The 24,479-nt window shown below is 42.2% G+C and carries 27 protein-coding genes; 15 read left to right on the plus strand and 12 right to left on the minus strand.

All coding sequences use genetic code 11. The annotated features are described in order from the left end of the window. The first annotated feature begins 230 nt into the window (after positions 1-230). Together lpdA and ACZ41C_RS01945 are read left to right on the plus strand one after the other, a co-directional pair. Positions 231-1,622: a dihydrolipoyl dehydrogenase gene (gene lpdA / locus ACZ41C_RS01940; RefSeq protein WP_138259189.1), complete on the plus strand. Its 1,392-nt coding sequence runs from the start codon at positions 231-233 to the stop codon at positions 1,620-1,622. 57 nt (positions 1,623-1,679) lie between these two features. Further along, positions 1,680-1,952, plus strand: coding sequence for a DUF3817 domain-containing protein (locus tag ACZ41C_RS01945; RefSeq protein ID WP_138259190.1), 273 nt, complete (start codon positions 1,680-1,682; stop codon positions 1,950-1,952). Here the strand turns inward: ACZ41C_RS01945 and ACZ41C_RS01950 are convergent. From ACZ41C_RS01950 to ACZ41C_RS01965, 4 genes are all read right to left on the minus strand, one after another. Then, positions 1,944-3,119 (minus strand): PQQ-dependent sugar dehydrogenase, encoded by a 1,176-nt coding sequence (locus tag ACZ41C_RS01950; protein WP_138259191.1) that lies wholly within the window; start codon positions 3,117-3,119, stop codon positions 1,944-1,946. The two genes, ACZ41C_RS01945 and ACZ41C_RS01950, sit on opposite strands and share 9 nt — an antisense overlap. A 63-nt stretch (positions 3,120-3,182) precedes the next feature. Beyond that, positions 3,183-3,596, minus strand: coding sequence for a type II 3-dehydroquinate dehydratase (locus ACZ41C_RS01955; protein ID WP_464563948.1), 414 nt, complete (start codon positions 3,594-3,596; stop codon positions 3,183-3,185). Positions 3,597-3,678: 82 nt separating this feature from the next. Continuing rightward, positions 3,679-4,197 (minus strand): hypothetical protein, encoded by a 519-nt coding sequence (locus tag ACZ41C_RS01960; RefSeq protein ID WP_464563950.1) that lies wholly within the window; start codon positions 4,195-4,197, stop codon positions 3,679-3,681. 203 nt (positions 4,198-4,400) lie between these two features. Next, on the minus strand, positions 4,401-4,961 hold the full coding sequence (locus ACZ41C_RS01965; RefSeq protein ID WP_138259194.1) for a porin family protein: 561 nt from the start codon (positions 4,959-4,961) through the stop codon (positions 4,401-4,403). A 124-nt stretch (positions 4,962-5,085) separates the two neighbouring features. Between ACZ41C_RS01965 and xerD the strand changes: the two genes are divergently transcribed. Then, positions 5,086-5,982 carry a site-specific tyrosine recombinase XerD gene (xerD, locus tag ACZ41C_RS01970; protein WP_464563952.1) on the plus strand — a complete coding sequence of 299 codons (897 nt, stop codon included), beginning with the start codon at positions 5,086-5,088 and terminating at the stop codon, positions 5,980-5,982. 1 nt (position 5,983) lies between these two features. Here the strand turns inward: xerD and ACZ41C_RS01975 are convergent, their stop codons facing one another. Both ACZ41C_RS01975 and ACZ41C_RS01980 read right to left on the minus strand, forming a co-directional pair. After that, positions 5,984-6,502, minus strand: a complete 519-nt coding sequence (locus ACZ41C_RS01975; protein ID WP_464563954.1) for a hypothetical protein — start codon at positions 6,500-6,502, stop codon at positions 5,984-5,986. Positions 6,503-6,586: 84 nt separating this feature from the next. Continuing rightward, a complete protein-coding gene (locus ACZ41C_RS01980) occupies positions 6,587-7,879 on the minus strand; it encodes an NAD(P)/FAD-dependent oxidoreductase (protein ID WP_464563956.1) in 1,293 nt (430 codons plus the stop codon). Positions 7,880-7,981: 102 nt separating this feature from the next. Between ACZ41C_RS01980 and ACZ41C_RS01985 the strand changes: the two genes are divergently transcribed. The 3 genes from ACZ41C_RS01985 to ACZ41C_RS01995 all read left to right on the plus strand — a co-directional run bounded on the left by ACZ41C_RS01985 (position 7,982) and on the right by ACZ41C_RS01995 (position 10,785). Further along, complete coding sequence (locus ACZ41C_RS01985; protein WP_464563958.1) at positions 7,982-9,409, plus strand: amidohydrolase; 1,428 nt, start codon at positions 7,982-7,984, stop codon at positions 9,407-9,409. A gap of 227 nt (positions 9,410-9,636) precedes the next feature. After that, positions 9,637-10,131: an RNA polymerase sigma factor gene (locus tag ACZ41C_RS01990; protein ID WP_138259199.1), complete on the plus strand. Its 495-nt coding sequence runs from the start codon at positions 9,637-9,639 to the stop codon at positions 10,129-10,131. Between the two features lie 3 nt (positions 10,132-10,134). Then, complete coding sequence (locus ACZ41C_RS01995; RefSeq protein ID WP_154918623.1) at positions 10,135-10,785, plus strand: hypothetical protein; 651 nt, start codon at positions 10,135-10,137, stop codon at positions 10,783-10,785. Here the strand turns inward: ACZ41C_RS01995 and ACZ41C_RS02000 are convergent. Next, a complete protein-coding gene (locus ACZ41C_RS02000) occupies positions 10,782-11,591 on the minus strand; it encodes a lysophospholipid acyltransferase family protein (RefSeq protein ID WP_138259201.1) in 810 nt (269 codons plus the stop codon). The genes ACZ41C_RS01995 and ACZ41C_RS02000 overlap by 4 nt on opposite strands. Positions 11,592-11,614: 23 nt before the next feature. Continuing rightward, positions 11,615-12,256 carry an NUDIX hydrolase gene (locus ACZ41C_RS02005; RefSeq protein WP_464563961.1) on the minus strand — a complete coding sequence of 214 codons (642 nt, stop codon included), beginning with the start codon at positions 12,254-12,256 and terminating at the stop codon, positions 11,615-11,617. On the opposite strand from ACZ41C_RS02005, the gene ACZ41C_RS02010 reads away from it, so the two are divergent. Then, entirely contained in the window at positions 12,255-12,971 is a 717-nt protein-coding gene (locus ACZ41C_RS02010) for a peptidylprolyl isomerase (protein WP_138259203.1), read from the plus strand. The two genes, ACZ41C_RS02005 and ACZ41C_RS02010, sit on opposite strands and share 2 nt — an antisense overlap. Before the next feature lie 4 nt (positions 12,972-12,975). On the opposite strand, the gene ACZ41C_RS02015 is transcribed toward ACZ41C_RS02010, so the two are convergent. From ACZ41C_RS02015 to ACZ41C_RS02025, 3 genes are read right to left on the minus strand one after another with little or no spacing between them, the layout of a single operon-like run. Further along, entirely contained in the window at positions 12,976-13,581 is a 606-nt protein-coding gene (locus ACZ41C_RS02015) for a trimeric intracellular cation channel family protein (RefSeq protein ID WP_138259204.1), read from the minus strand. A gap of 6 nt (positions 13,582-13,587) precedes the next feature. Then, positions 13,588-14,316 carry a hypothetical protein gene (locus ACZ41C_RS02020; RefSeq protein ID WP_138259205.1) on the minus strand — a complete coding sequence of 243 codons (729 nt, stop codon included), beginning with the start codon at positions 14,314-14,316 and terminating at the stop codon, positions 13,588-13,590. Positions 14,317-14,325: 9 nt separating this feature from the next. After that, positions 14,326-15,042, minus strand: a complete 717-nt coding sequence (locus tag ACZ41C_RS02025) for an RDD family protein (RefSeq protein ID WP_138259206.1) — start codon at positions 15,040-15,042, stop codon at positions 14,326-14,328. Between the two features lie 33 nt (positions 15,043-15,075). On the opposite strand from ACZ41C_RS02025, the gene ACZ41C_RS02030 reads away from it, so the two are divergent. Genes ACZ41C_RS02030 through ACZ41C_RS02055 form a run of 6 tightly spaced genes read left to right on the plus strand, consistent with a single transcriptional unit; the run spans position 15,076 to position 21,187 of the window. After that, a complete protein-coding gene (locus ACZ41C_RS02030) occupies positions 15,076-16,053 on the plus strand; it encodes a stage II sporulation protein M (RefSeq protein ID WP_138259207.1) in 978 nt (325 codons plus the stop codon). Next, the gene (locus ACZ41C_RS02035; protein WP_464563965.1) at positions 16,034-16,915 is read left to right on the plus strand and encodes a hypothetical protein; all 882 of its coding nucleotides are present in this window, start codon (positions 16,034-16,036) and stop codon (positions 16,913-16,915) included. Before ACZ41C_RS02030 ends, ACZ41C_RS02035 begins: the two co-directional genes overlap by 20 nt. Position 16,916: 1 nt before the next feature. After that, a complete protein-coding gene (locus tag ACZ41C_RS02040) occupies positions 16,917-17,654 on the plus strand; it encodes a DUF4129 domain-containing protein (protein WP_464563967.1) in 738 nt (245 codons plus the stop codon). Further along, positions 17,647-18,867 carry a DUF4350 domain-containing protein gene (locus tag ACZ41C_RS02045; protein ID WP_464563969.1) on the plus strand — a complete coding sequence of 407 codons (1,221 nt, stop codon included), beginning with the start codon at positions 17,647-17,649 and terminating at the stop codon, positions 18,865-18,867. The genes ACZ41C_RS02040 and ACZ41C_RS02045 overlap by 8 nt, the downstream gene beginning before the upstream one ends. After that, complete coding sequence (locus ACZ41C_RS02050) at positions 18,857-19,855, plus strand: AAA family ATPase (protein ID WP_464565689.1); 999 nt, start codon at positions 18,857-18,859, stop codon at positions 19,853-19,855. Before ACZ41C_RS02045 ends, ACZ41C_RS02050 begins: the two co-directional genes overlap by 11 nt. Further along, positions 19,856-21,187 carry a DUF58 domain-containing protein gene (locus tag ACZ41C_RS02055; RefSeq protein ID WP_138259211.1) on the plus strand — a complete coding sequence of 444 codons (1,332 nt, stop codon included), beginning with the start codon at positions 19,856-19,858 and terminating at the stop codon, positions 21,185-21,187. It abuts the gene before it with no gap. A gap of 540 nt (positions 21,188-21,727) precedes the next feature. On the opposite strand, the gene ACZ41C_RS02060 is transcribed toward ACZ41C_RS02055, so the two are convergent. After that, positions 21,728-22,195, minus strand: coding sequence for a hypothetical protein (locus tag ACZ41C_RS02060; protein ID WP_138259212.1), 468 nt, complete (start codon positions 22,193-22,195; stop codon positions 21,728-21,730). 330 nt (positions 22,196-22,525) lie between these two features. Between ACZ41C_RS02060 and ACZ41C_RS02065 the strand changes: the two genes are divergently transcribed. Both ACZ41C_RS02065 and ACZ41C_RS02070 read left to right on the plus strand, forming a co-directional pair. Continuing rightward, entirely contained in the window at positions 22,526-23,239 is a 714-nt protein-coding gene (locus tag ACZ41C_RS02065) for a pirin family protein (protein WP_464563972.1), read from the plus strand. Positions 23,240-23,368: 129 nt separating this feature from the next. Beyond that, complete coding sequence (locus ACZ41C_RS02070; RefSeq protein ID WP_138259214.1) at positions 23,369-24,466, plus strand: Gfo/Idh/MocA family protein; 1,098 nt, start codon at positions 23,369-23,371, stop codon at positions 24,464-24,466. The last annotated feature ends 13 nt before the right edge of the window (positions 24,467-24,479 follow it).

A 24,479-nucleotide genomic window follows, 5' to 3' on the forward strand; every position in this document is an offset into this window, starting at 1 on the left:
CAATGGAATAATTCTTCGAGGCGCTGACAAAGGCTTTGGATTTGAATAAATGGGAAGATACCCTTTAGGTTTTTTAGTCCTTACAATAACCTATAACTTTCGAAATACCCTAATGACTACTACTTTAAACAAGTAGGCTTTTAGAATTTCTTTATTTCTCTTCAAGGCCAGAATTCCGATTTGGTTTTGTATTTTTGCACCTCAATTTTCAACCTCAAAAAGAAATTTATATGAGCACTTTTGATGTCATTGTTCTGGGTAGTGGACCAGGTGGTTATGTTACCGCAATTAGAGCTTCCCAATTAGGTTTTAAGACCGCCATTATTGAAAAGGAAAACCTAGGAGGTGTCTGTCTAAATTGGGGATGTATACCAACCAAAGCATTGTTGAAGTCGGCTCAAGTATTCGAATACCTACAGCACGCCGGGGACTACGGTCTCAAAGCAGAAGGTGTGGATAAGGATTTTGGCGCCGTTATCAAAAGAAGTAGAGGTGTTGCCGATGGAATGAGCAAAGGGGTTCAATTCTTGATGAAAAAGAATAAAATAGAGGTTATAAACGGTTTTGGTTCCTTGAAACCGGGTAAAAAAGTTTCGGTAACATCCGAAGATGGTAAGGAAACCGAATATAGTGCGGACCATATCATAATTGCAACCGGGGCCCGTAGCAGGGAATTGCCCAGTCTGCCACAAGATGGAAAGAAGATAATCGGTTATAGGGAAGCCATGACCCTTTCAGAGCAGCCCAAGAAAATGATCGTTGTGGGAAGTGGGGCCATTGGTATCGAGTTCGCCTATTTCTACAATTCCATGGGCACCGAAGTTACCGTTGTCGAATACTTGCCCAACATAGTCCCCGTTGAGGACGAAGACGTTTCCAAACAATTGGAGCGCAGTTTCAAAAAGGCGGGAGTAAAAATTATGACTTCTGCGGAAGTAACATCCGTGGATACCTCCGGTAATGGTGTAAAAGCGACCGTAAAGACATCTAAAGGTGAAGAGGTTTTGGAAGCGGACATCGTCCTTTCCGCCGTTGGAATCAAAACAAACATAGAAAATATAGGTCTGGAGTCGGTTGGTATCGCTACGGACCGGGACAAGATTTTGGTAAACGATTATTATCAGACCAATATTCCTGGATATTATGCCATTGGGGACGTGACCCCTGGACAGGCCTTGGCACACGTAGCATCGGCAGAAGGCATATTGTGTGTTGAAAAAATCGCTGGAATGCATGTAGAACCCTTGGATTATGGAAACATCCCCGGATGTACCTATTGCAGCCCTGAAATTGCTTCCGTAGGACTTACGGAAAAACAGGCCAAGGAAAAAGGGTTTGACATCAAGGTTGGCAAATTCCCCTTCTCCGCAAGCGGAAAAGCAAAAGCCTCAGGAGCTTCAGACGGTTTTGTGAAAGTTATTTTTGATGCCAAATATGGTGAATGGCTAGGTTGTCATATGATCGGGGCAGGTGTGACCGACATGATTGCGGAGGCGGTAGTGGCCAGAAAACTGGAAACCACCGGTCACGAAGTCTTAAAAGCGGTACACCCACACCCAACCATGAGCGAAGCGGTCATGGAGGCGGTGGCGGATGCCTACGACGAGGTAATTCACTTATAAATAACTTGAAATGCGAAGTGCCCTTGCACTTCGCTTCTCTTCAATTTTTCTTTTGGTATGCTCAAAGCCTTTAGAATCACTGCCATTTTAGAAGGAATATCCTATTTGGCCCTATTTGGAGTAACCATGCCCTTGAAATATTGGGCGGAAATCCCGGAACCGAACAAATGGGTGGGGTATGCGCATGGCTTTTTGTTCATCGCCTTTATACTATTGGCCATAGGTGTTTGTTACACCAAAAAATGGGGCTTTAAACGATTGGCCATTTTTGGAATTGCCTCACTTCTTCCTTTTGCCACTTTTTATGTGGAGGAAAAATATTTACGGTAGACGTTGTTCTACGATCTTGTAAATTTTACCATCGAAACTACAAATATATAGTTCGTTGTCCTGGTCCGTTCCAAAGGAGGCTATGGGCAAATTGGTTTCAAACAATAACTTGTTTGTAGGCGTAGCACCGGATACATTGTCCAAAGCCCATATCCTGCCTGAAATAAAATCCCCATATATATAATAACCGTTCAGAGAGGGATTTAAGCTTCCCCTGTACACATATCCACCGGTTACGGAACGGTCATTGTTTCCATGACCATACTCGAAAACTGGTGCTATGGTTCCGGCCGAATCACACTCCTGGGCATTGTAACACGATGTGCCTTCCAGGATATTCCATCCGTAATTACCTCTCTTTTCTATAATATTGATTTCCTCCTTTTCGCCTTGGCCTACATCCCCGGACCATAAATTCCCGTTCTGGCTATCAAAAGAAAAGCGCCACGGATTTCTAAGACCATAGGCAAAGATTTCAGGTCTTGCATTTTCTATATTTAAAAATGGATTGTCGCCTGGTATGGCATAATTCAGCCCGTTAACTGTATTGTCAACATCAATACGCAAGATTGCTCCCAAGAGGTTTTCTAAATTCTGCGCATTTCCATCAGGGTCTCCGCCGGAACCTCCATCCCCGGATGCAATGTACAGATAACCATCGGGTCCAAATCCCAGCTGGCCTCCATTATGATTGGTGTAAGGTTGGGGAATTTGTAGTAACAAGGTCTCACTATTGGGGTCGGCCATATTTGGGTCGTTATCCATCGCTTTAAAACGGGAAACCACGCTTAAACTGCTCGATGGCGTATAACAAACATAAAAGAAGCCATTCTCCTCAAAATTAGGGTGAAAGGCAAGGCCCAACAACCCCAGTTCATCGGAACTGGTGACACTGCCACTTATATCGAAAAAGGTGGTGGCATCAGCAACATCGGTATCATTTTTAAAAACTTTTATGGTACCCCTTTGTTCCACCACAAAAATCCTATTGGTATCATCATTGGGACTTTGCAAATCCAAGGGCCTTGAAAAGGAAAGATTGGGAAAGGCATTTACTATTGATATGCTTTCGTCCTCGATCGGTGCAAGATTTATATCATCGGAATTACTGCAGGATGAAAGGAGAACTATAAGAATAAGGGTTAAATGGGGAAATAAATTTTTCATAGCATAATTTTTAATTATGTACGAAAAACTAGGTGCTCTTGGATCGACTTTACGGATTTGATTTTATAAAAAACTGCAGATGGCCAAATCGTAGCTTTGAAGTCCGAAGCCCAATATCACCCCTTTTGCCCCAGGGGAAATGTAGGAAACATGCCGATAATCCTCCCGATTGTACGTGTTGGAAATATGCACCTCAACAACAGGTGTATTTATTGCCTTTACGGCATCGCCCAATCCAACCGACGTATGTGTATAGGCCGCGGCGTTTAAAACGATGCCATCGTATTCAAAACCTACCTCCTGTAACTTGGTAATCATCTCACCTTCAATGTTGGATTGAAAATACTCCAATTCCACTTCCTTAAAGCGAAATTGCAGTTCTGAAAAGTAATCCTCGAAGGTTTTGTGACCGTATACTTCGGGTTCCCTTTTCCCTAGAAGGTTTAGATTGGGACCATTGATGATTATTAGCTTCATGCCGCTAAAAGTACTAATTATTTGAACAAAAAAAGTGGCATTCCATGAATACCACTTTCACTTATATACTTATTAAACGCAATTAAAACAGGAACAAATACCCCAAAAGCACGGTGCCAAAGGTTACGTCGTCCGTAACGGCCATATAGGATATATTCAATTCTGAGGAACCCCCACTTAAATCGATACCAATGGACGGCCTGTAGTAAAATCCACCGTCATTGCCTTCGTTTAAGCCGATAGCAAACCCAGCATCCGCGCCAAATTTGAAGCCTGAAGTTGGATAAATACGTACCGATGCACCCGCTGGAATAAATTGATAATTATCAAATTCCGTTTCTACAGATATACTACCATTAGAAATGGTTTGTTTTTCTCCAAAGGCATTCATAAATCCTGTAGTAAGACCCAAGTCAATCTCCCGGGAAACACCCCAGTGGTGGTAAATATCCAAACCTAGGTTTAGGCTATAGGCTTCAGAAAAGTCGCCTACCACGATACCACCAACCAGACCTGCCCTAAAATTTGTTCTGTCAATATACTGCGCACTACCTAAGTGCCCTATTCCCAGTAAAAACAAAATCGTAAGCAATCCTTTCATTGTTGTTGTTTGTTGATTAAGCGTTAAACTTAACTCCATTTTAACAATTGACTAATTTTAAGTTGTGACAGATAAAATAATGGTGGTAAAAAAGGGAATAATGAAGGTTTTGGATTCAGTTCCAAACCCAAAAATGTTTGATTTTTCTTGGGACAAAAAAAGGCGAAGGAAGTCCTTCGGCCATCTAAAAATAGACTTTGTCCTTATAAAAAATACACCACGGAAAGTGCAAATACCCTGTTTTTGGTCTTTAGGTCCTCAATGGCATTGATCAACCCAGCAGAATACCGTGCCTGAAGGTAGAAATTTTCATCCAGACGATACCCGGCACCTATCCCCAAACCTAAGTCAAGTCCGTTTGTCTGATCAAAGGTCTGTCCGCCCACAAAGGTATTTCCATCGAGGTTATTTGACAACATCAAACCCAAGTAAGGCCCTGCCTCAATGTACAGTTCGTCGAACACATTATACTTGGCCATTACGGGAATATTCAAATACCAAAAATTCAAATCGTCCTGAAAAAAACCACCACTTCCCTGTAGGGAAATAAGTGCTTCCGGTTGAATGATAATATTGTCACTAAATGGAATCTCCAAAACCCCGCCCAAATGAAATCCCGCCTTTGGGTCAAAACTATAGAGTGCATCCCCTCCCAAGGTTGAAAGGTTCAATCCGGTTTTGGCCCCAAATCTCGTAATATCCTGTGCGTTCATCGCGTAGCATCCCATGAGTACGAAGGACACCATAAAAACTACTTTTTTCATGTTCAATTTGTTTAATGGTTGCTTTCAAAGATATGAATCTTTGATAATTTAGTTATCTACTATATTTAAAGAAGAGGACGTAATTATAAAGAAACCTATTCTAGGATTAAATGTATCTTTAGGTATGAAGTGGGAAAAGGCCTTAAAAGACTATGGACATTACTTAAAATTGGAGCGTGGATTGGCCCATAATTCCATTAAAAATTACATAATGGACGTGGAAAAGCTTATTGCATTTCTTGAAGATTATCAAATAAAGGAATCCCCAATAAACATTTCAAGGAATATCCTACAACAGTTCATTTACGAGGTTGCCAAAGTTGTAAATCCCAGATCGCAGGCACGTATCATATCCGGATTAAAAAGTTTTTTCAATTATTTGGTATTTGAGGATTATAGGCAGGACAATCCGCTGGATTTGATAGAATCTCCCAAAATAGGAAGAAAATTGCCGGACACCCTTTCCGAAGCGGAAATTAACAAGCTTATAGAGCATATTGATTTGAGCAAACCCGAGGGCGAACGAAACCGGGCCATGCTCGAAACGTTGTACGGTTGTGGCCTTCGCGTATCGGAACTTATCGGTTTAAAATTATCCGACCTTTTTTTTGATGAGGATTTTATTAAAGTTACGGGGAAAGGTGATAAACAACGCTTTGTACCCATAAGCGATATCAACAAAAAATACATTGATATCTACCGAAATGAGGTTCGTGTACACCAAGAAATAAAAAAAGGATTCGAAGACACTCTATTCCTGAACAGAAGGGGAAGGCAATTGACACGGGCCATGGTCTTTACCATTGTTAAAAACCTTGCCGAGAAAATAGGCCTGCGTAAAAATATTAGCCCGCATACTTTTCGCCATTCCTTTGCCACCCATTTATTGGAAAATGGTGCCGATTTAAGGGCCATCCAACAGATGCTGGGTCATGAAAGCATCACGACGACGGAGGTATATATGCATGTTGACCGAAGCCATCTGGCAGCCGTGCTGAATAAATATCATCCAAGGAAGTAACTTAAAATTTGAGCTTTCCTTTTAGTGTATATACTTGAGGCATTGGTATCAATGGTTCCCCAAAGGCTCCCACGGAAGAACTGTTTATTTGGAAGTTGCCCCTTGCCTCCACTTTAAAATTTTTATTAACCTCATAACCGATTCCAGAGACAATACCAATTCTTGGAGGAACCTGTTTTTGGGATTCTAAACCAGGATACTTTTTAATGCTGTATTCTGCTTCCATGCCTGAAAACAAATACCAGTTTTCATTCAAATAGTGCTTAAGTAGTATGTTGGATCTAAATCGATTGGAGAGCACGTAAGTGTCGTAAAAAGCACTGAGATCTGCCGAAAAGGTGTTCGTAATCATATAGCTTAAACGAAAGGACGCATGTTGCTCTCCACCCAGAAAAACAGGGTACCCAAATGATTCCAACTTCAAACCATCTGTTGGTTTGGGCTCGTTTGCCAATCCAATTGTCTGTGAAGAACCTAGGGAGCAAATAAAAAGGAAAATTATAAAAAGATAGCACTTCATAGGATTCGCCTTTTCTTTAAAGGAAAAGAAAAATCCCGTTTAGAGTTCCCAACTTATGAAAAATTTAACGCAGCCCGTTGAAAATCAATCCCTGAACTGATCGTAGTTTCTTTTAAACGGTCGGATAATGAGTCGGGCCTCCCGGTCAAATCGGATATAATTATACACCCAATTCACGAACACCACTACCCTATTTCTAAAGCCTATCAAAAAGAACAAATGCACGAACATCCATACGAACCAGGCAAAGACACCTTGAAATCGAATATTTTTTAAATCGCAGACCGCTTTGTTACGCCCAACCGTTGCCATACTGCCTTTGTCTTTGTAAATAAAGGGTTCGAGCGATTTTCCGTTTATTAGTCGTATCAAATTTTCGCCCAATTTCCTGCCCTGTTGAATGGCAGGTTGCGCCATCATGGGATGTCCTCTAGGTGCCTCTTCGGTCTGCATACATGCAATGTCGCCTATGGCAAAAATATTTGGGAATCCAATCACCTGGTTGAACTCATTGACCGAAAGTCTATTACCACCAGCAATCAGTTCCTTGGCATCCAGACCCTTTATGGTGGCCCCTTTTACGCCGGCGGCCCAAATTAAGGTGGCGGTCTCGAAGACTAAATCGGTTTTGGTCCGAACGGTTTTGCCGTCATATCCGGTTACCCTCACATTTTTCCAAACCTGTACGCCCAGATCTTCCAAAAATTTCTCGGCCTTCTCGGACGCCTTTTCGCTCATCGCATCTAGAAGTCGGTCTCCTCCTTGAACCAAATTTATCTGTGCCCTACGTGTATCCAGATCGGGATAGTCTTTGGGCAGGATACCTTTTTTTATTTCGGCCAAGGCACCCGCCAGTTCCACCCCGGTAGGCCCGCCTCCTACTATGACGAAGTTCATGAGCGCATCACGTTCGTGGTATTCATCCGTGAGCAGTGCCTGTTCAAAGTTCTCCAAAATGAGGCTTCTTAGATTCAAGGATTGCGGGATGGACTTCATGGCCATGGCATGCTGCTCCAATTCCGTATTGCCAAAGAAATTGGTCTCTGAACCCGTAGCGACCACCAAATAATCGTATGAAATCTCGCCAATGGTGGTTTTTAACAACTGTTTATTAGGAAGTATTTCTGTTACCTCGGCGAGCCTAAAAAAGAAATTATCATATCCAATCAACACCTTACGCAGGGGATAGGCAATGGAATCCGGCTCCAATCCGCCTGTGGATACCTGATACAACAAAGGTTGAAAGGTATGGTAGTTGTTCTTATCCAAAAGTACCACCTGTACTTCTTGCTTCCGAAGTTTTTGGGCCAGGGAAATTCCACCGAAGCCCCCACCAATGATGACAACTCTAGGATTATTGGAACGAGGTATGTTCATATTCAAAAAGTAAGTTGCAAAATTAAACAAACGGGTTTCGAATAGAAAAGAATATAGCGTTTTTAGTAACTTTAAGGACTAATTCAACTAAATCACTCCAGCATGCAAAAAATTACGATTATGTTCATCGTTCTGTGTACCTCCGTACTCACATTGAGCGCCCAAAAAACCAAAAAGGAAGTATTGAAATCCTTGGATCAGAAAAGCGAAACCTACGGAGAAATATCGCAGGAAATATGGAACCTGGCAGAGATGGGATACCAGGAAGTAAAAAGTTCCGCATTACTACAAAAAACCTTGGAAGAAGCAGGTTTCACAATTGAAACCGGCGTAGCGGGCATTCCAACGGCCTTTATTGCCGAGTATGGCAGCGGTAGCCCTATCGTGGCCATTATGGGCGAGTATGATGCACTCCCCGGTCTATCGCAAGAGGCCGTGGCCGAGAAAAAATCGGCCGGAGGTGCAGCAGGTCATGCATGTGGGCACCACCTGTTCGGCACCGCTTCCACCGCTGCAGCCATTGCTACAAAGGACTGGATGGTGGTCAACAATAAACAGGGTACGATACGCTTTTATGGAACCCCGGCCGAAGAGGGGGGATCCGGAAAAGTGTACATGGTTAGGGCCGGACTTTTTGACGATGTAGACATTGCGCTTCATTGGCATCCTGGCGCACAAAATGCATCGAACGCAGGGGCCGCTTTGGCCAATAAATCGGCCAAATTTCGTTTCCATGGATTTTCTGCACACGCAGCGGCCGCTCCTGAGCAGGGTCGTTCCGCTTTGGACGGTGTAGAGGCCATGAACATGATGGTCAATATGATGCGCGAGCATGTCCCATCTGATGCGCGAATTCACTATGTTATAACCTCTGGTGGTAAGGCGCCCAACGTAGTTCCAGATTTTGCCGAAGTCTATTACTATGCGCGCCATGCAAAAAGGGATGTGGTCATCGATATTTTTGACAGGATCGTGAAAGCTGCCGAAGGAGCTGCTTTGGGAACGGGAACTACCATGGACTATGAAATGATCGGGGGTACCCATGAATTGTTGCCCAACCTAACCTTACAGAAAGTAATGTTCGACAATTTGACCGAAGTGGGTGGTTTTGATTATACCCCCGAGGAAAGGGAATTTGCCGATAAAATTGCAAAATCCCTAGGCAAGGATCAGGCCGATATCAGTGTTGCCCAAAATATCCAACCCTACAAAACCGAAGCAAAACCGGGAGGTTCCACGGATGTTGGCGACGTAAGCTTTACCGTGCCAACCGTAGGAATGAGCGCCGCCACGTGGGTGCCCGGAACACCGGCGCATAGCTGGCAGGCCGTGGCCGCGGGCGGTACTTCCATTGGAAAAAAAGGCATGATGGTCGCCGCAAAGACCCTGACCTTGACCGCTATCGATATTTTTTCCGATAAAAAATTAGTGGACGCCGCCAAGGCCGAATTTCAGGAAAAACGGGGAGCCGACTTCAAATACATCCCACTTTTGGGCGATAGGGAGCCTGCTCTAGATTATAGAAAGTAGTATCAATGGGTTATTAAAAGAGGCTGTCTAAAAAGTTTTATTTGCCTTATTGTCAGAGTGAGCCTGTCGAAACCGATTGCTAATTTCAGTAGGTTAGAATATTTCGACAAGCTTCATATGACATGCGGGACTACTTTTTTAGACGGTCTCTGTTATTTTATTTTCAACCCATACTGTAACAAAAGCTGATTACATACTACTAATAGCTTAACAACAGCCAACCATTTGTGAATAAAGAACTGGAACATAGTTTTGTGACAGAGCTTGAGGCCAATCAAAATATTGTCCACAAGGTTTGTACGCTATACACAAATGATAGGGAGTCGCACAACGACCTGTTTCAGGAAATTACTATTCAACTATGGAAGGCCTACCCCAAATTTAGGGGAGAATCCAAGTTCAGTACTTGGATGTACCGGGTAGCGTTGAACACCGCGATTACCCTTTACAGGAAATCCAAAAGAAGAATAGATACACAGGATTATGAATCGGTCTTATTCAAGATAAAGGCCGATGAATATGATGAAACGGAAGAACAGCAGTTAAAACTGATGTACAAGGCCGTACGGCAATTGGGCGATATTGAAAAAGCCTTGGTATTTATGTACCTGGAAGATAAAAATTATACGGAAATAGCGGAAACACTCGGTATCACGGAAGTAAATGCCCGCGTAAAGATGAACCGTATCAAAACAAAATTAAGAACCATTTTGAACCCCTAGGTTATGACGGATGAGTTGGAATTATTAAAGAGGGATTGGCAGAAAAAGGAAGTAAACCTGCCCAAACTTTCCTATGAGGATATTCATAAAATGATTTGGAAGAAATCCTCTTCCATAGTCAAGTGGATATTGATTATCAGTATTTTGGAGTTTGCCGTACCCCATTTGCTCTATCTCTTACCTTCAATGCAAGATGGAATGGAAGTTTATAAAAAGATTGGAGTGTCCAAATATTTATTTTGGGCCTCTGCTTTGACTTATGCGGTTATTTTCTATTTCATCTTCCAGTTTTACAAGCGTTTTAAAGAGATTTCAGTTTTGGACAGTTCCAAAAATTTGATGCGTAAAATCATTCGAACTAGAAGAACGGTGAAGCATTATGTCATATTTTCACTTTCCATGGTGTTGGTAAACGTATTGATTATGGTTGTGGGTATCGCCCTAAGCGATAATGTTCTAAGTGCATTTCCAGATTTGAAGTATAAACTTGACAACATTTCTCCGGAAAAATTAAAACTTACCCTTATGTTTTCTGTTGGGATTTTTGGTATAGTTCTTACCCTATTCATGGGAGGAGTGTACTTTCTTTTATACGGTCTGTTGCTAAGAAAACTCAACAAAAACTATCGGGAACTTAAACAGCTGGAAATTTAATTGGTTTTTCGCCAACGACGTTGTTTATTCTCTTCTTCGTAGGCCAGCAACTCCTCCTTGGGAATGACCTTTAAGAAAGAAGGATGTTGCTCTATGGCATATTCCAATTTTTCTATGATGGATTCCGTGGTTTCGTTATCGTAATCGATTTCCAAGGGCTCTTTGATGACCATGGACTGTAAAATGCCTTTCTTTTTAACCCGAAGTCCCTTTTTATCAAAAGAGCGTCTGAATCCGTCAATGACGACCGGTACTACAATGGGCTTGAACTTTTTAATGATATGGGCCGTGCCCTTTCTAAGGGGTTTCCAAGGAGTGGTCGTACCCTGCGGAAAGGTAATTACCCAACCATCCTTCAAGGCAATGCCAATATTGGAAATATCGCTCATTTTTACCTGCCTGTTTACTTCCTTTCCCTCGGAACGCCAAGTTCTTTCCACGCTAATGGAGCCTGCATAGGCCAAAATCTTGGTCAATAGGCTTTTTTTCATTGTTTCGGCCGCGGCCACGTAATACATGTTAAGCTTTGGCTGCCAAATGTATCCTACGTTCTTGATGGAATCCTCCCTACCGCTCAAACTGGCATTGAACACATGGAACATGGCCACTACATCGGCAAAGTAGGTCTGGTGGTTGCTCACAAAAAGTACATTGGTATCTGGCAAGCTTCGAATAATTTCGGAGCCGTCGATTTCCAACTTGTTAAATCGCTTATACCTTTGATGGGACATTAGACCTAATATCCGTATCAGCCATTTTTTTAGAAAAAGGTTATGCCCAAAAGGGTTTTTCTTAAACAATCCCATAGTTGCTAAAATACTAAATACACTTATAACACCTGCTTCAAAAGATCTTTAATCTCGCTCAACATCATGGCCGTTGCCCCCCAAATAATATAATCGTTTAGTTTAAAGGCCGGTACGGCAATTTCATCAGCGTAGGAGGTCTTCATTTTTTTTGTGGTCAGGTTGATATCCTCCAAAAAATCGGCCAGGGAAATTTCCAAAATTGAGGCCACTTCAGATTCCTGTAGCTTGAAAGGCTTTGGTTTTTTGTACAGACCGATGAAAGGCTGCACCTCAAAATTACTGGGCGGTATATACACTTCAGATAGTGTTCTTACCACTTCCACATCCATTGGGTTCACACCAACTTCCTCATAGGTTTCCCGTAGGGCGGTGATCTTTAGGTTCCCATCTTCCTTTTCCGCCTTCCCTCCAGGAAATGCCACTTGGTTGGAATGGACACCCTCGTAGGTCTTGCGTAAGATGCACAAAAACTGCGTCCGGTTTCCCAAATCCGGATAAAAAAGCGCCATGACCGCCGCTTTCCTTGGATTTTTTCTCGGAAACCTGCCTTCCATAAGTTCTTTTATCCTTTCCTGGGGCGCCATTTTATAATGGGAAATTTCGCCCGGGAGCGGTAAATCCTTTATTTTTGAAATCCGTTGTTCAAAAAAGTTGAAATCCATGCGTTTAAAGACTTTCTACTATTTTTTTATAATTCTTACGGTTCCATTTATAGGGTGTAAAGATACGCCCCAAAAGCCTGAAACCCCATCGAAAAAAGAAATAAAAGATGTGGATTCTACTGTCGTTGCGGCCAAAGAAACTACGGAAGTAGAAGAAGATACTTTTGAACTTACCGAAGAAAATGCCATCGATTTTTTCTTCGATTATCAAAAAGACCTAAAAGCCAACAAGGTAAAAATGACCACAAAGTTTGGAAGCTTCATAATCCAACTTTATGACGATGTTCCCTATCACAAGGCCAACTTTATTTATTTGACCCGAAAAGGTTATTTTGACTATACCCAATTCCACAGGGTCGTCAAGGATTTTATAATACAAGGGGGCAGTTCAGACGATCAAAAAACGGCCGACAAACGATGGGACATTGGCCGATACCTCCTTCCGCCAGACACCAAAAAAGGGTACAGCCATCACAGGGGCACCGTCTCCATGCCCAGTAGCGAAATGGACAACCCGCACAAACTGGCTTCGCCTTACGAGTTCTTTATCGTGGTAACGGACCCAGGTTCCTATCATTTGGATGGAGATTTCACACCATTTGGAAAAGTAATCGAGGGAATGGACGTAGTGGACAAAATCAATGCCCAACCCGTTGGCAAGGGTGATTGGCCACAACAGAATATTTACATCACCAAAGCGGAGGTTATCGAATAAACGCTCATTTCCTATAAATACTGGGTAAGGCTATCTTAAATTTCACTGCCAAAAGGCGCAAAACTATGATGCAGATAATTCCCGTGATGTAGGGAATATCTGGATTCACGGGAAATTGAAGGATTAAAAAATAGATACCGCCACCTAGAATACATACGGTCGCATAAATTTCCCGCCTGAAAATAACGGGGATTTCATTGCACAAAATATCCCTAATAACCCCTCCAAAACAAGCGGTCATGGTCCCCAATGCGATGCACATGATGGGCAACAACCCGGCGTCCAGTCCTTTTTGTATTCCGATCATTGTGTAAAGACCTATTCCTATGGTATCAAAAAGAAACAGGGATTTTCTAAAGTGTTTCAACCTTCCTGCAAAAACAATCGAAAAGATCACGGTAACGATAATAATAATTGTATAATTGGGCTGGGTCATCCAGCCTACGGGCGTATTCCCAATCAATACATCCCTTAGCGTACCTCCACCAACAGCGGTCACAAATGCGATGATAAAGACCCCAAAGACATCCAATCGCTTGTCCATGGCCACCAGTACACCTGATATGGCAAAGGCAATGGTTCCTAGAATGTCGATAAGGGAGTAAAGCATTTGATTTTAGGAAAATTTATTTTTGTGATGCTGAAGAATCTCAACAAACTGAAGTTGTGTTATATTCAACTCTGAAACGCTTATCTTTTTTAATCCGGATGAAATTGTTACAATTAAAATTTCCTTTTCTGAAGACCTATCGCCTTTGCCATTGATTATTCCATAATCCAAAATATCCGACCAATAAATAAAGTCACCACGATTGTCAATTCCATTTTGATGAATCTTGATTAAGGTAGGGTATTCATAGAAATAACCTTTATAAACAAAGTAAAACGAACCTATAAAAATTATTAGCATGGCTACAACATTCATCGAAGTTAAATCCCATGCCAAATCATTTTTAAAATTACCCCAAACTAAAACCAAAATAACTATCCATGAAATCACTATTAAAGACTTATCTCTATTATTGTCCTTTTTAATTTCAAATCCATAAGTTTTTTCCGGAATAGCAAATCTTTTGAATAAAACCTTTGGAACTCTTTTGAACTCAAATTCTGAGAGGGCTCCTTTCAAACCAGATTTAGGATATTGATCTTTTATTTCATTTTCATACCTATCTTTTAAATTTGCCAATTCATTATTATCAAGTTCATAGGTTGGGCAATTATTCTCAAAATTTGGTTCTTGACCTGTAAGACTACAAATAATACCCTTTTCTAAACTTAGTTTTCGATTAATGCAAACTCTACAAAAAGATAGATGGAATTTTCTTTGATCAGAAATTAACATAAGAAACTTCTACAATTGCTGCGTATAATAACTGTAATCCTTGATAACGATGTCCACAAACTCCATGGGCTGTAAATCACTGGTTATATCCGTGACTTTTTTTATTCGGTTGTTCAGGGATAAAATTACCTTGTGGTTTCCATTTCTTCGGGCGTTATCGTATAGATTTTTGATGGTCTGCATTTCATTGTCCTTAAAGACCGTAACCTGAGGAAATTTTGGGGTATAATCAGAGGGCAAGTCCCGTAAAAGCGTATCCCTCAAGAACACCCTTCGTTTTTCGCTGATTACGGTAGTTCCCGCCGCAATGTCCCCCACGCGTTGTCCCTTACCGCGTATTAAAATGGTAAAAACGGCAACACCGCCGGAGGTCAAGGTAATGTCCAACATCCGTAGTATCCATCGGATAAAATAACTGGAAAATCCGGGTTTGGTTCCATCCAGTTTGACCACCCTAATGCCCATAAAATGCTTTCCTATGGTTTTCCCGTCCATGAAGGTCTCCATCAAAAAATAATACAGAAAGGCAGGTAGGCTCATGAGCAAATAAATGGCCCAAGAATCGCCCGGTTCCACATCCAAGGCCAATAGTAGCCAAAACATCAGCACGTAATAAATAACGATGATAAGGGTATCAATAATGTAGGCCAAGATGCGGTCGCCAAGGTGTGCCGTATTTTGGGCAATGCTTATATTTTGGGCTGTTTCTATTTGAAATTGTTCCATTCTTTTGTTTCTTTGGTATAAACCAAGTAGTCAATGCGCGAAGCCGCCTTTGTAAAGCAAAATAAGGACAAATGGTCAACTTTTGAAAGCGCCTTGGCTAACAAAACGAATCTGGACCCAAATGTATTGTCCGATTTATACATAGAGGTTACGGACCATCTGAGCTACGCCAAAACCTTCTACCCTAAGAGCAATACCGAGTTTTATCTCAATTCCCTCGCCTCACAGGCACATCAAAAAATATACAAGACAAAAAGGGAGTCCAAAAGCCGCATCATAACCTTTTGGAAAACGGAATTCCCCCTAATGTTCAAAAACCATCACCGGGAGCTGCTCATCGCTTTTCTGGTGTTCCTGTTCTTTTCCTTTGTAGGTGCTTATTCGGCTGCAAATGAAGGGGATTTTGTCCGTTCCATATTGGGAGATGCCTATGTGAACATGACCCTTGAAAACATCGAAAAGGGCGACCCCATGGCGGTTTACAAGCAAATGGGTGAGTTCAATATGTTCCTGGGAATCACCATCAACAATATTAGGGTAGCCTTGATTGCCTTTGTATACGGCATCATGCTGGGCGTAGGTACATTGGTGGTCATGTTACAGAATGGGATCATGCTGGGCAGCTTTCAATATTTTTTCTACGAGAAAGGATTGCTGTGGGAGTCAGTGCGTACGATTTGGATCCACGGCACCATTGAGATATCGGTCATAATTATCGCTGGTTGCGCCGGTCTCGTCCTTGCCAACGGTATGTTGTTCCCCGGCACCTTTACCCGACTGGAATCCTTTAAAAGAGGGGTCAAAAATGGACTTAAGATCATGGTAAGTACCATTCCTTTTTTTGTAGTCGCGGGTTTCCTGGAAGGTTTTGTAACCAGACACACGGAAATGCCGGACTGGCTGGCCATCTTGATTATTTTAGGGTCCCTTGCACTAATTCTCTTCTACTACGTTATATACCCAAACCAAATAAACAAAAGACATAGATTACATGAAGCCAAATTACATTGAGTTCAAAAAGCAGCGGGATCTTGGGGAAATTATCTCGGACACCTTTGCTTTTCTTAGGGCCGAGTTCAAACCCTTTTTCAGTACTTTTTTCAAAATTGTAGGCCCCTTCCTTGCTGCGATGATCGTTGCCCTAGTAGCCTACCTATATTTTATTGGGAATGGTTTCACTTTTATGCTTCAAAATGAAAGCGGCGCGGCAAGCATTGCCACCATTTTCGTGGTTGGGCTTGTATATGTCCTATCGATTATCGTATTGTACACCATGTCACAATCTACGGTACTGCACTACATAAAATCCTACACCAATGGTAAGGGCACCACAGATTTCAATACCATACGAAAAGAGGTTTACGGAAGCTTCTGGAGTTTTATAGGATTGGGCATCATGGTTGGCCTTTCCATACTAGTAGGCCTCATGATCTGTATTTTACCAGGAGTCTATCTTTACGTACCCTTGGCACTGTCCTTCAGCATCATGGTCTTTGATAAAATGGGCGCATCGGATTCCTATAGCTACAGTTTTAAGTTGGTAAAGGACGAATGGTGGATATCCTTTGCCACCATCTTCGTCATCGGGATTATCCTATATATAGCGGCCTTGGCCTTCTCCCTGCCCGCGGTGGTGTATCAATGGGCAAAAATGGGCATTCTTTCGGGGGAGGTGGACGCCGAAAACGTCTTTGAAATGACCACAGACCCTATATATATACTTTTTAATATCATAGGTACCGTAGCCCAATTTTTGTTGAACCTTATCAGCATCATTTCCCTGGCACTTATTTACTTCAACCTCAACGAGAAAAAGAACTTCACCGGAACCTTTGAACAAATAGAAAATCTAGGAAAAACAGCCGAAGAATAATATGCCGAAACGGGTCCTATTGGTACTATTTTTATTTCTGACCGATTTTCTATTGGCCCAGCAGGATTCTTTGGTCGTACAATACGACACCATGGAAATCGCTCCTATAATCATAAGCGATTCTGATTTGGAGTCCTTTCGGGACAACCCAAAGTTCGATTATGAAGTCGTTGAAAAGAGCGCTCCGGATTGGTGGATTTCTTTCAAGAATTGGTTAGGCAGGATATTCATGAAGTTGTTCGAGTGGATTTTCGGCATCGAAAAGGCCACCGGGGCCTTCAATGCCTTTCTTCAAATTCTCCCGTATCTCCTTTTGGGAATCCTGATTTTTATCCTGATCAAGTTTTTCCTGAACGTGCATGCGCGTTCCTTGATCCATACTAAAAACAACAATTCTTTGGTGCATCTGTCCGAAGAGGAGCAAATCATCAAGAACGAGAACATAGAGTCCTTGATCGAAAAAGCCTTGGCCGAAAAGAATTACAGGCTTGCGATACGCTATAATTATCTATGGATACTAAGGTTGATGACCGATAAGGAAATCATTCAATGGGAGTTGCAGAAAACCAACGAAGACTACCTAACTGAAATAAACTCAACGGGTTTAAAGGATGCCTTCAAAACCACCACAAATTTTTACAATTACATTTGGTACGGTGATTTTCCATTGGACGAAACCAAATACAACCGTGTGGCCAATGCCTTTATTGCGCTAAAAAAACAGGTCTCCAATGCGTAAAAAAGGAATTTCCTACATAGTGACCGCCGTAATCCTGGTTGCCGGGTTGCTGCTTTTGCAGTACAACAAACCAAAGACCATAAATTGGTTCGAGTCCTATGTAAGTACCCACAAAATTCCCTACGGTACTTTTGTTCTAAATGATTTGATGGAAAACTTGGTTTTCAAGGAAAAAGTGCAACAGGTCCATGTCCCTCCTTTCGAGTTTTTGGCGGATATGCCATCCAAAAAAGGCATCTATGCATTTGTGAACAATGGCGTATTTTTTGAGGAAGCCGAGCTGAACCGACTCTTGGAATGGACCGCAGAAGGCAATACCTTGTTCATTGCTTCTGAAGGTTTTGAGGAAACCCTTAGGGACACGTTAGGATTTGAACTCGGAACCCGATATGCCGGTTTTGAGGTGACCCAGGATCAGGAACATCGATTGGAAAATCCTAACTTAAAAAGTTGCAAAACCTATGCGTATAAAAAGGAAAGCTTTGTGACCGTCTTTGAAGCAATCGACACCATTAACTCCGTCGCATTGGCCACCGTGGAACTACTCGAGGAGGGAAATGATAAAAAATCCAGGGATGTAACGGCCATAAAAAGTCCGTTCGGTAAAGGAGAAATTATACTATCCACCTTTCCCAAGGCCTTTACCAATTACTTTATTCTGGAGGATGACAACAGGGAGTACACGGCTGGTTTACTTTCCTATTTTGGACAAGCGGAGCATATTTATTTGGACAACTATTACAAAAGTGGAAAGTCCTTCTACACCTCGCCCATGTACATATTTTTGAACACCAAAGAATTGAAATGGGCCTATTATCTCGTACTTATTGGAGGGCTGATCTACATCATATTTGAGGGAAAAAGAAAGCAACGCCCCATACCCGTTGTGAAACCGCTTCAAAACCAGACGCTTGCATTCACCCGAACCATTTCGGACATGTATTTTGAAAAAGGGGACACAAAATCCATTGCGGAGCATAAAATCAATTATTTCCTCCACGATATCAGGAGTCGGTACTATCTTGGAAACGTTACCAAGGAGGAGGAATTTTACAAAAGTGTATCGGCGCGAAGCGGAAACTCCCTTGCCGATACCAAGTCACTTTTTAAGCTGATGGACGAGCTAAGATCGAGCGACCAAGTATCGGAACATCAACTCAAACAACTCAATAATCTGATTCAGAAATTTAAATCTAAAAATGATGGAAAATAACGAGGAGCAAAAGGAAGAACTTGGTTTTGACAGCCGGATTCCCTTGGCCGAGCTGCAAAAGGCGGTAGCCGACATCAAACAGGAACTCTCCAAGGTAATCGTAGGTCAGGAAAACTTTATAGAACTCTTGATCGTGTCACTTTTGGTGGATGGCCATGTCTTGATTGAAGGTGTTCCCGGGGTTGCCAAGACCATTACGGCAAAGCTCTTTGCCAAGACCCTGAAAACCGATTTCAGTCGGATCCAATTCACGCCAGACCTTATGCCCAGTGATATCCTGGGGACATCCGTATTCAATGCAAAAACTACCGACTTTGAGTTTAAAAAAGGTCCAATATTTTCGAATATCATATTGATCGACGAAATAAACAGGGCGCCCGCAAAGACCCAAGCGGCCATGTTCGAGACCATGGAGGAACGGCAGGTGACCATGGACGGCACTACGTATCCCATGGCGGCCCCGTTCATGGTGTTGGCCACTCAAAATCCCATTGAACAAGAGGGAACCTATGCCCTACCCGAAGCGCAATTGGACCGTTTCCTTTTTAAGATTAAAATAGACTACCCAAAAACAGAGGAGGAAATCTTGATTTTAAAGACCCACCACGAACGCAAGGGGTCACAGCCCCAAACGTTGATAAAGGATATTCTCGACCCAAAACAATTGGCGATTTTCAAGGGACAGATTCAGGAAGTGGTTGTGGAGGAAAAGATTTTCAAGTACATCGCTGAGGTCGTTGCCAAAACCCGAAACCATCCACATCTGTATCTGGGCGGTTCACCAAGGGCCTCGATTGCCGCCTTGAACAGCGCCAAGGCATTTGCGGCCATTAACGGCAGGGATTTTGTTACCCCGGAAGATGTGAAGAAAGCCATGTTTCCGGTTTTGAACCATAGGGTCATCCTAACCCCGGAACGGGAAATGGAAGGCATGTCCACGGAGAATGTCGTGCAAATGATCATGGAAAGCGTGGAAATACCTAGGTAAATGAACTTTATAAGGTCCTTTTACATACATAACATCTTTTTTAGGTACCTCGCGGTCCTTTCGGGCTGTTTTGTGCTTTCCTATTGGGTCAAACCTCTCTACCCCATCGCATGGCTTTTGACGCTACTGCTTATTGGTCTATTTCTTTTTGATATTTTTTTATTGTATGCATCGGGTCAGAACATAAAAGCCGAAAGAAAACTTCCCAAAAAACTCTCCAACAGTGACATAAACCCAATAAAAATCACCTTCGAAACAAGATATGTATTTAGGACCTATGTTTCCATTATTGACGAATTGCCGCTTCAATTTCAAAAAAGGGATTTCGAATTTAAAACGTCGCTCATCAAGGGTGAAAAAAAACAGTTCGATTATGAGGTACGCCCAGTGGACCGGGGGGAATATATTTTTGGAAACCTGATTGTCTTTGCTTCCTCGCCTTTGCGCATCATCAAAAGAAAATACAGTTTTCAAAAAGACCAAATGGTGCCTGTGTATCCCTCCATCATACAGATGCAGCAATTTGATTTTTTGGCCATCAGCAAAAGACTTACGACCATCGGCCTAAAAAAGATTCGGAGAATAGGGCATACCCAAGAATTTGAGCAGATAAAGGAATATGTACAAGGGGACGATATTAGAACCTTGAACTGGAAAGCAACGGCGAAACAACATCAATTGATGGTAAACCAGTATCAGGACGAAAAATCGCAGCCCATCTATTCCATCATTGATACGGGAAGGGTGATGAAGATGCCGTTTAACGAATTAAAACTCTTGGACTACTCCATTAATAGCTGTCTGGCCTTTTCCAATGTGACCCTCAAACGAAATGATAAAACCGGGTTGATCGCGTTTTCAAAAAATATTGAAACCTATGTACCGGCCGTTCAAAAGATTACCCACCTTAACACCATACTGGAAAAACTGTACAATATTGGCACCGCTTTTACGGATTCCGATTTTGGATTGCTCTACGGACACATAAAACGAAAGATAACCCACCGAAGCCTTTTGTTGCTGTATACCAATTTTGAGCATATTTCAGCACTAAGGAGACAACTGCCCTACCTCTTGGCGATGGCAAAAAAACATGTACTGGTGGTCATCTTCTTTGAAAACTCCGAATTGGAAAAACTTATCCATACCGATGCCGAGGATATGCAGGCCATTTACCATAAAACCATTGCAGAAAAGTTCTCCCTGGATAAAAAATTGATGCAAAAGGAACTGGAAAAGTATGGTATACAGACCATTTTGACCAAACCTGAAGAACTGACCATAAAGGCCATCAACAAATACCTTGAAATCAAGGCGAGGGGAATTTTATAAAACCTTAGAAGTGGTTCAAATTTTTTGAATTGAATCAAACCTTCCTGCGGATGGCAGATAGAAATTAAGGGTTTAATGGCCCGATAAAATTCATAACTCCGGCGGTGACCTTGCGTAATCTTATGATGGTCGTAGATTCGATTGTGTTTTCGGGTTTGGAACGGCGGGGCGCAGAAATAGAGAGCGACGGGCTGAAATTGCGGTGCAAAGCACGACGCATGCAAGCCCCTAAGCGAGCGGTGCGCAGCAATTTCCTCGTCCCGTCTTGATTTTTTGCTTCGTTTTTCATCAAGGAAAAATGAAGGAAAGAAAAATAAAAAATCCGTTTTGATTTAGATTGGCTCCGAATTGTTAAAACCATTCCCCCACAAAACGATATAGAACCCTTTTTTATCTGCATGGCAGGGCTAAGGAGCAAGAAATAGACCGCAGCTTTTAATAGATAGCCCCGTGTAGCTTTTGAATAAAGATGCCAAACGATACCTGGGAGACACAAAAAGTCTATTTTTATTCAATTTAAAGAAAAGGCAAAACAACTTCTTATTCCAAAAAGAAGGATACTTGAATTTGGGATTGAATATCTCTCGAGCTTTTTTCCGAAACAACAGGTATAAAAATAGGGGTCGCATTGTTTGAACCGTCAGCAACAAGACAACCACATCCCTTTCCGGAGCGACCATTTCTACGATATGTATTTTTAAACAAGAGTTCCAAGGCCAGTCCGGATATTACCCCGCCCAGTGTGGTATACAACACATCATCTGTTTGCCATAAACCAGAATTGGACTTGTCATACGTTTCCTTGGCAAGACCGGCGGCCAAACTCGAGCCAACGGCACCTGCCCAGGTCCAGCCCCGTTGGCCAGGAAAGATTTTGTGGGCGGTATAGCCACCTACTCCACCAATGACCACTCCGGCACCAACATGTTTTGCGGCATTATTAAAATCTTGTCCAAAGGAAACGGAAAGGTTTAAGCAAAAAAACAAAAGAAAAAGTTTAAATTTCATAGCCTAAATTCTTGTTTGTACTTTACAATCCCCAAACGAAAAAATCGATCATTAATTTTATCGTGAAATCAATCTTCAACAAGAAAACAATCTAATTTGTGGGCACCCTACTTAAAAACACAAATTTTTGACCAGAAGCAAAAAAAGGGGCCGAACGGAGGTATCGAGAAGTAATGGACATTGTAAAAAAAACGATACTTTTTCGACTAAGGTGAAAAATAACTACACATAAAATGAGCCATAACAAGCCTTGATACCTACCGACATGTCCAAAAAGTTATTGGGATGGAGAATTACATGTGACCTATAAAAAACAATAAAAATTAACACATGAAAACGATATTACATAAAGCGGACAGCAGGGGCCATGCCGATCATGGCTGGTTGAATTCGTATCACAGTTTTAGTTTTGCCAATTATTTTGACCCCAATCGCATGAATTTTGGAGCATTGAGGGTCTTAAACGACGATACCGTGGCTGCAGGTCGCGGATTTGGGAGGCACCCACATAGCAATATGGAAATCATCTCCATACCCTTGCAAGGCGATTTGAAGCACATGGATAACATGGGCAATTCCACGGTAATTAGGGAAGGTGATATTCAGGTCATGAGCGCAGGTACCGGCGTGGAACACAGTGAATTCAACAACAATAAGGATTCGCTGGTCAAATTCCTACAAATTTGGATCATCCCTAATAAAGAAAACGTGCAACCCAGATATGACCAGATTTCGCTATCCGACCTAAAGGTGAAAAATAAGCTTTATCAGGTCCTCTCCCCAAATCCGGAGGACCAAGGTGTATGGATACATCAAAATGCATGGTTCCATATGGGCGATTTTGACAAAGGGCAATCGGAAACCTACGCTTTAAAATCCGAAGAAAACGGGGCCTATATTTTTGTTTTGGAAGGCGAGGTGAGTGTCGAGGGCACAACCTTAAATGCTAGGGACGGATTTGGGATTTGGGATGCGGACTCTATAACGTTCCAGGCATTGAACGATGCCAAATTCCTGATTATGGAAGTACCGATGGAGTTTTAATTTTGATAGGATTTCAAAAACCATCATGAATGTTAGACCTGACAGGTTTACGAAACCTGTCAGGTCTGTTAATTAAATTATCATAAGCTCAATTTAAGTTTGGTATCTTTGGGGAAAAGCCATACCGATATGAAAACTGCATTTGTGATAATTATTTCTCTGCTTCTATACGTTTCTTTATCCGCCCAAGAAGAACCTTTAAAATTAGGTATCGCCGGTCTTACCCACGGACACGTCGGATGGATTTTAGGCAGGGAACATAAATCGGATATCAACATGGTGGGTATTTACGAGAAAAACAGGGAATTGGCCCAAAAACTTTCCGAACAATATGGCTTCTCCATGGACATCGTCTACAATAGTATGGATGAAATGCTAAAAGCTGCAAAACCGGATGCCGTAGCGGCCTTCGGCAACATAAAAGATCATCTTTCCGTAGTGGAAGCCTGTGCCCCAAAAGGGGTTCATGTAATGGTAGAAAAACCGTTGGCCGTTAGTCTCGAAGATGCAAAAAAAATGGAAGCCTTGGCCAACAAACATGGTATTCATTTGTTGACAAACTATGAAACCTCTTGGTACGAGACCAATTTCAAGGCAAAAAGCCTTTTAGAGGAAGGTAAAATTGGTGGCCTACGAAAAGCAATCATCAGGGACGGGCACAAAGGCCCCAAGAAAATTGGGGTTTCCAAGGAATTTCTGGAATGGCTTACGGATCCCGATCTAAACGGTGGTGGTGCAATTATGGATTTTGGTTGCTACGGGGCTAATTTAATGACTTGGTTGATGAAAGGTAAAAAGCCGAATTCCGTGACTGCAGTGACCCAACAACTACAACCCGAAAACAATCCAAATGTAGACGATGATGCCACCATAATTATCACCTATGATACTGCCATGGCAATTCTGGAACCCTCATGGAATTGGCCCATTGGAAGAAAGGATATGGAACTCTATGGCGAAACGGGCGCCCTGTATTCTGAGAATGCCAATCAGTTGCGTATTAGACTTTCTACAGGCTACAGTTCTTATACTGAGGAAACACTGTTCTTCAAGGACAGGCCAGTTCCTTACGATGACCCTTTTTCGGTACTGGCTGCCGTAATCAACGGAAGTTTGGTGTTGGAGAGATATGGTCCGTATACCTTGGAAAACAACATGATTGCCATGGAAATTTTACAGGCTTCGGTTGATAGCTCCAAGTCGGGAAAAACGATACATCTGGAGTAGTGCTCGCTTCTTC

The organism is Maribacter sp. C-4077, from assembly GCF_055378385.1.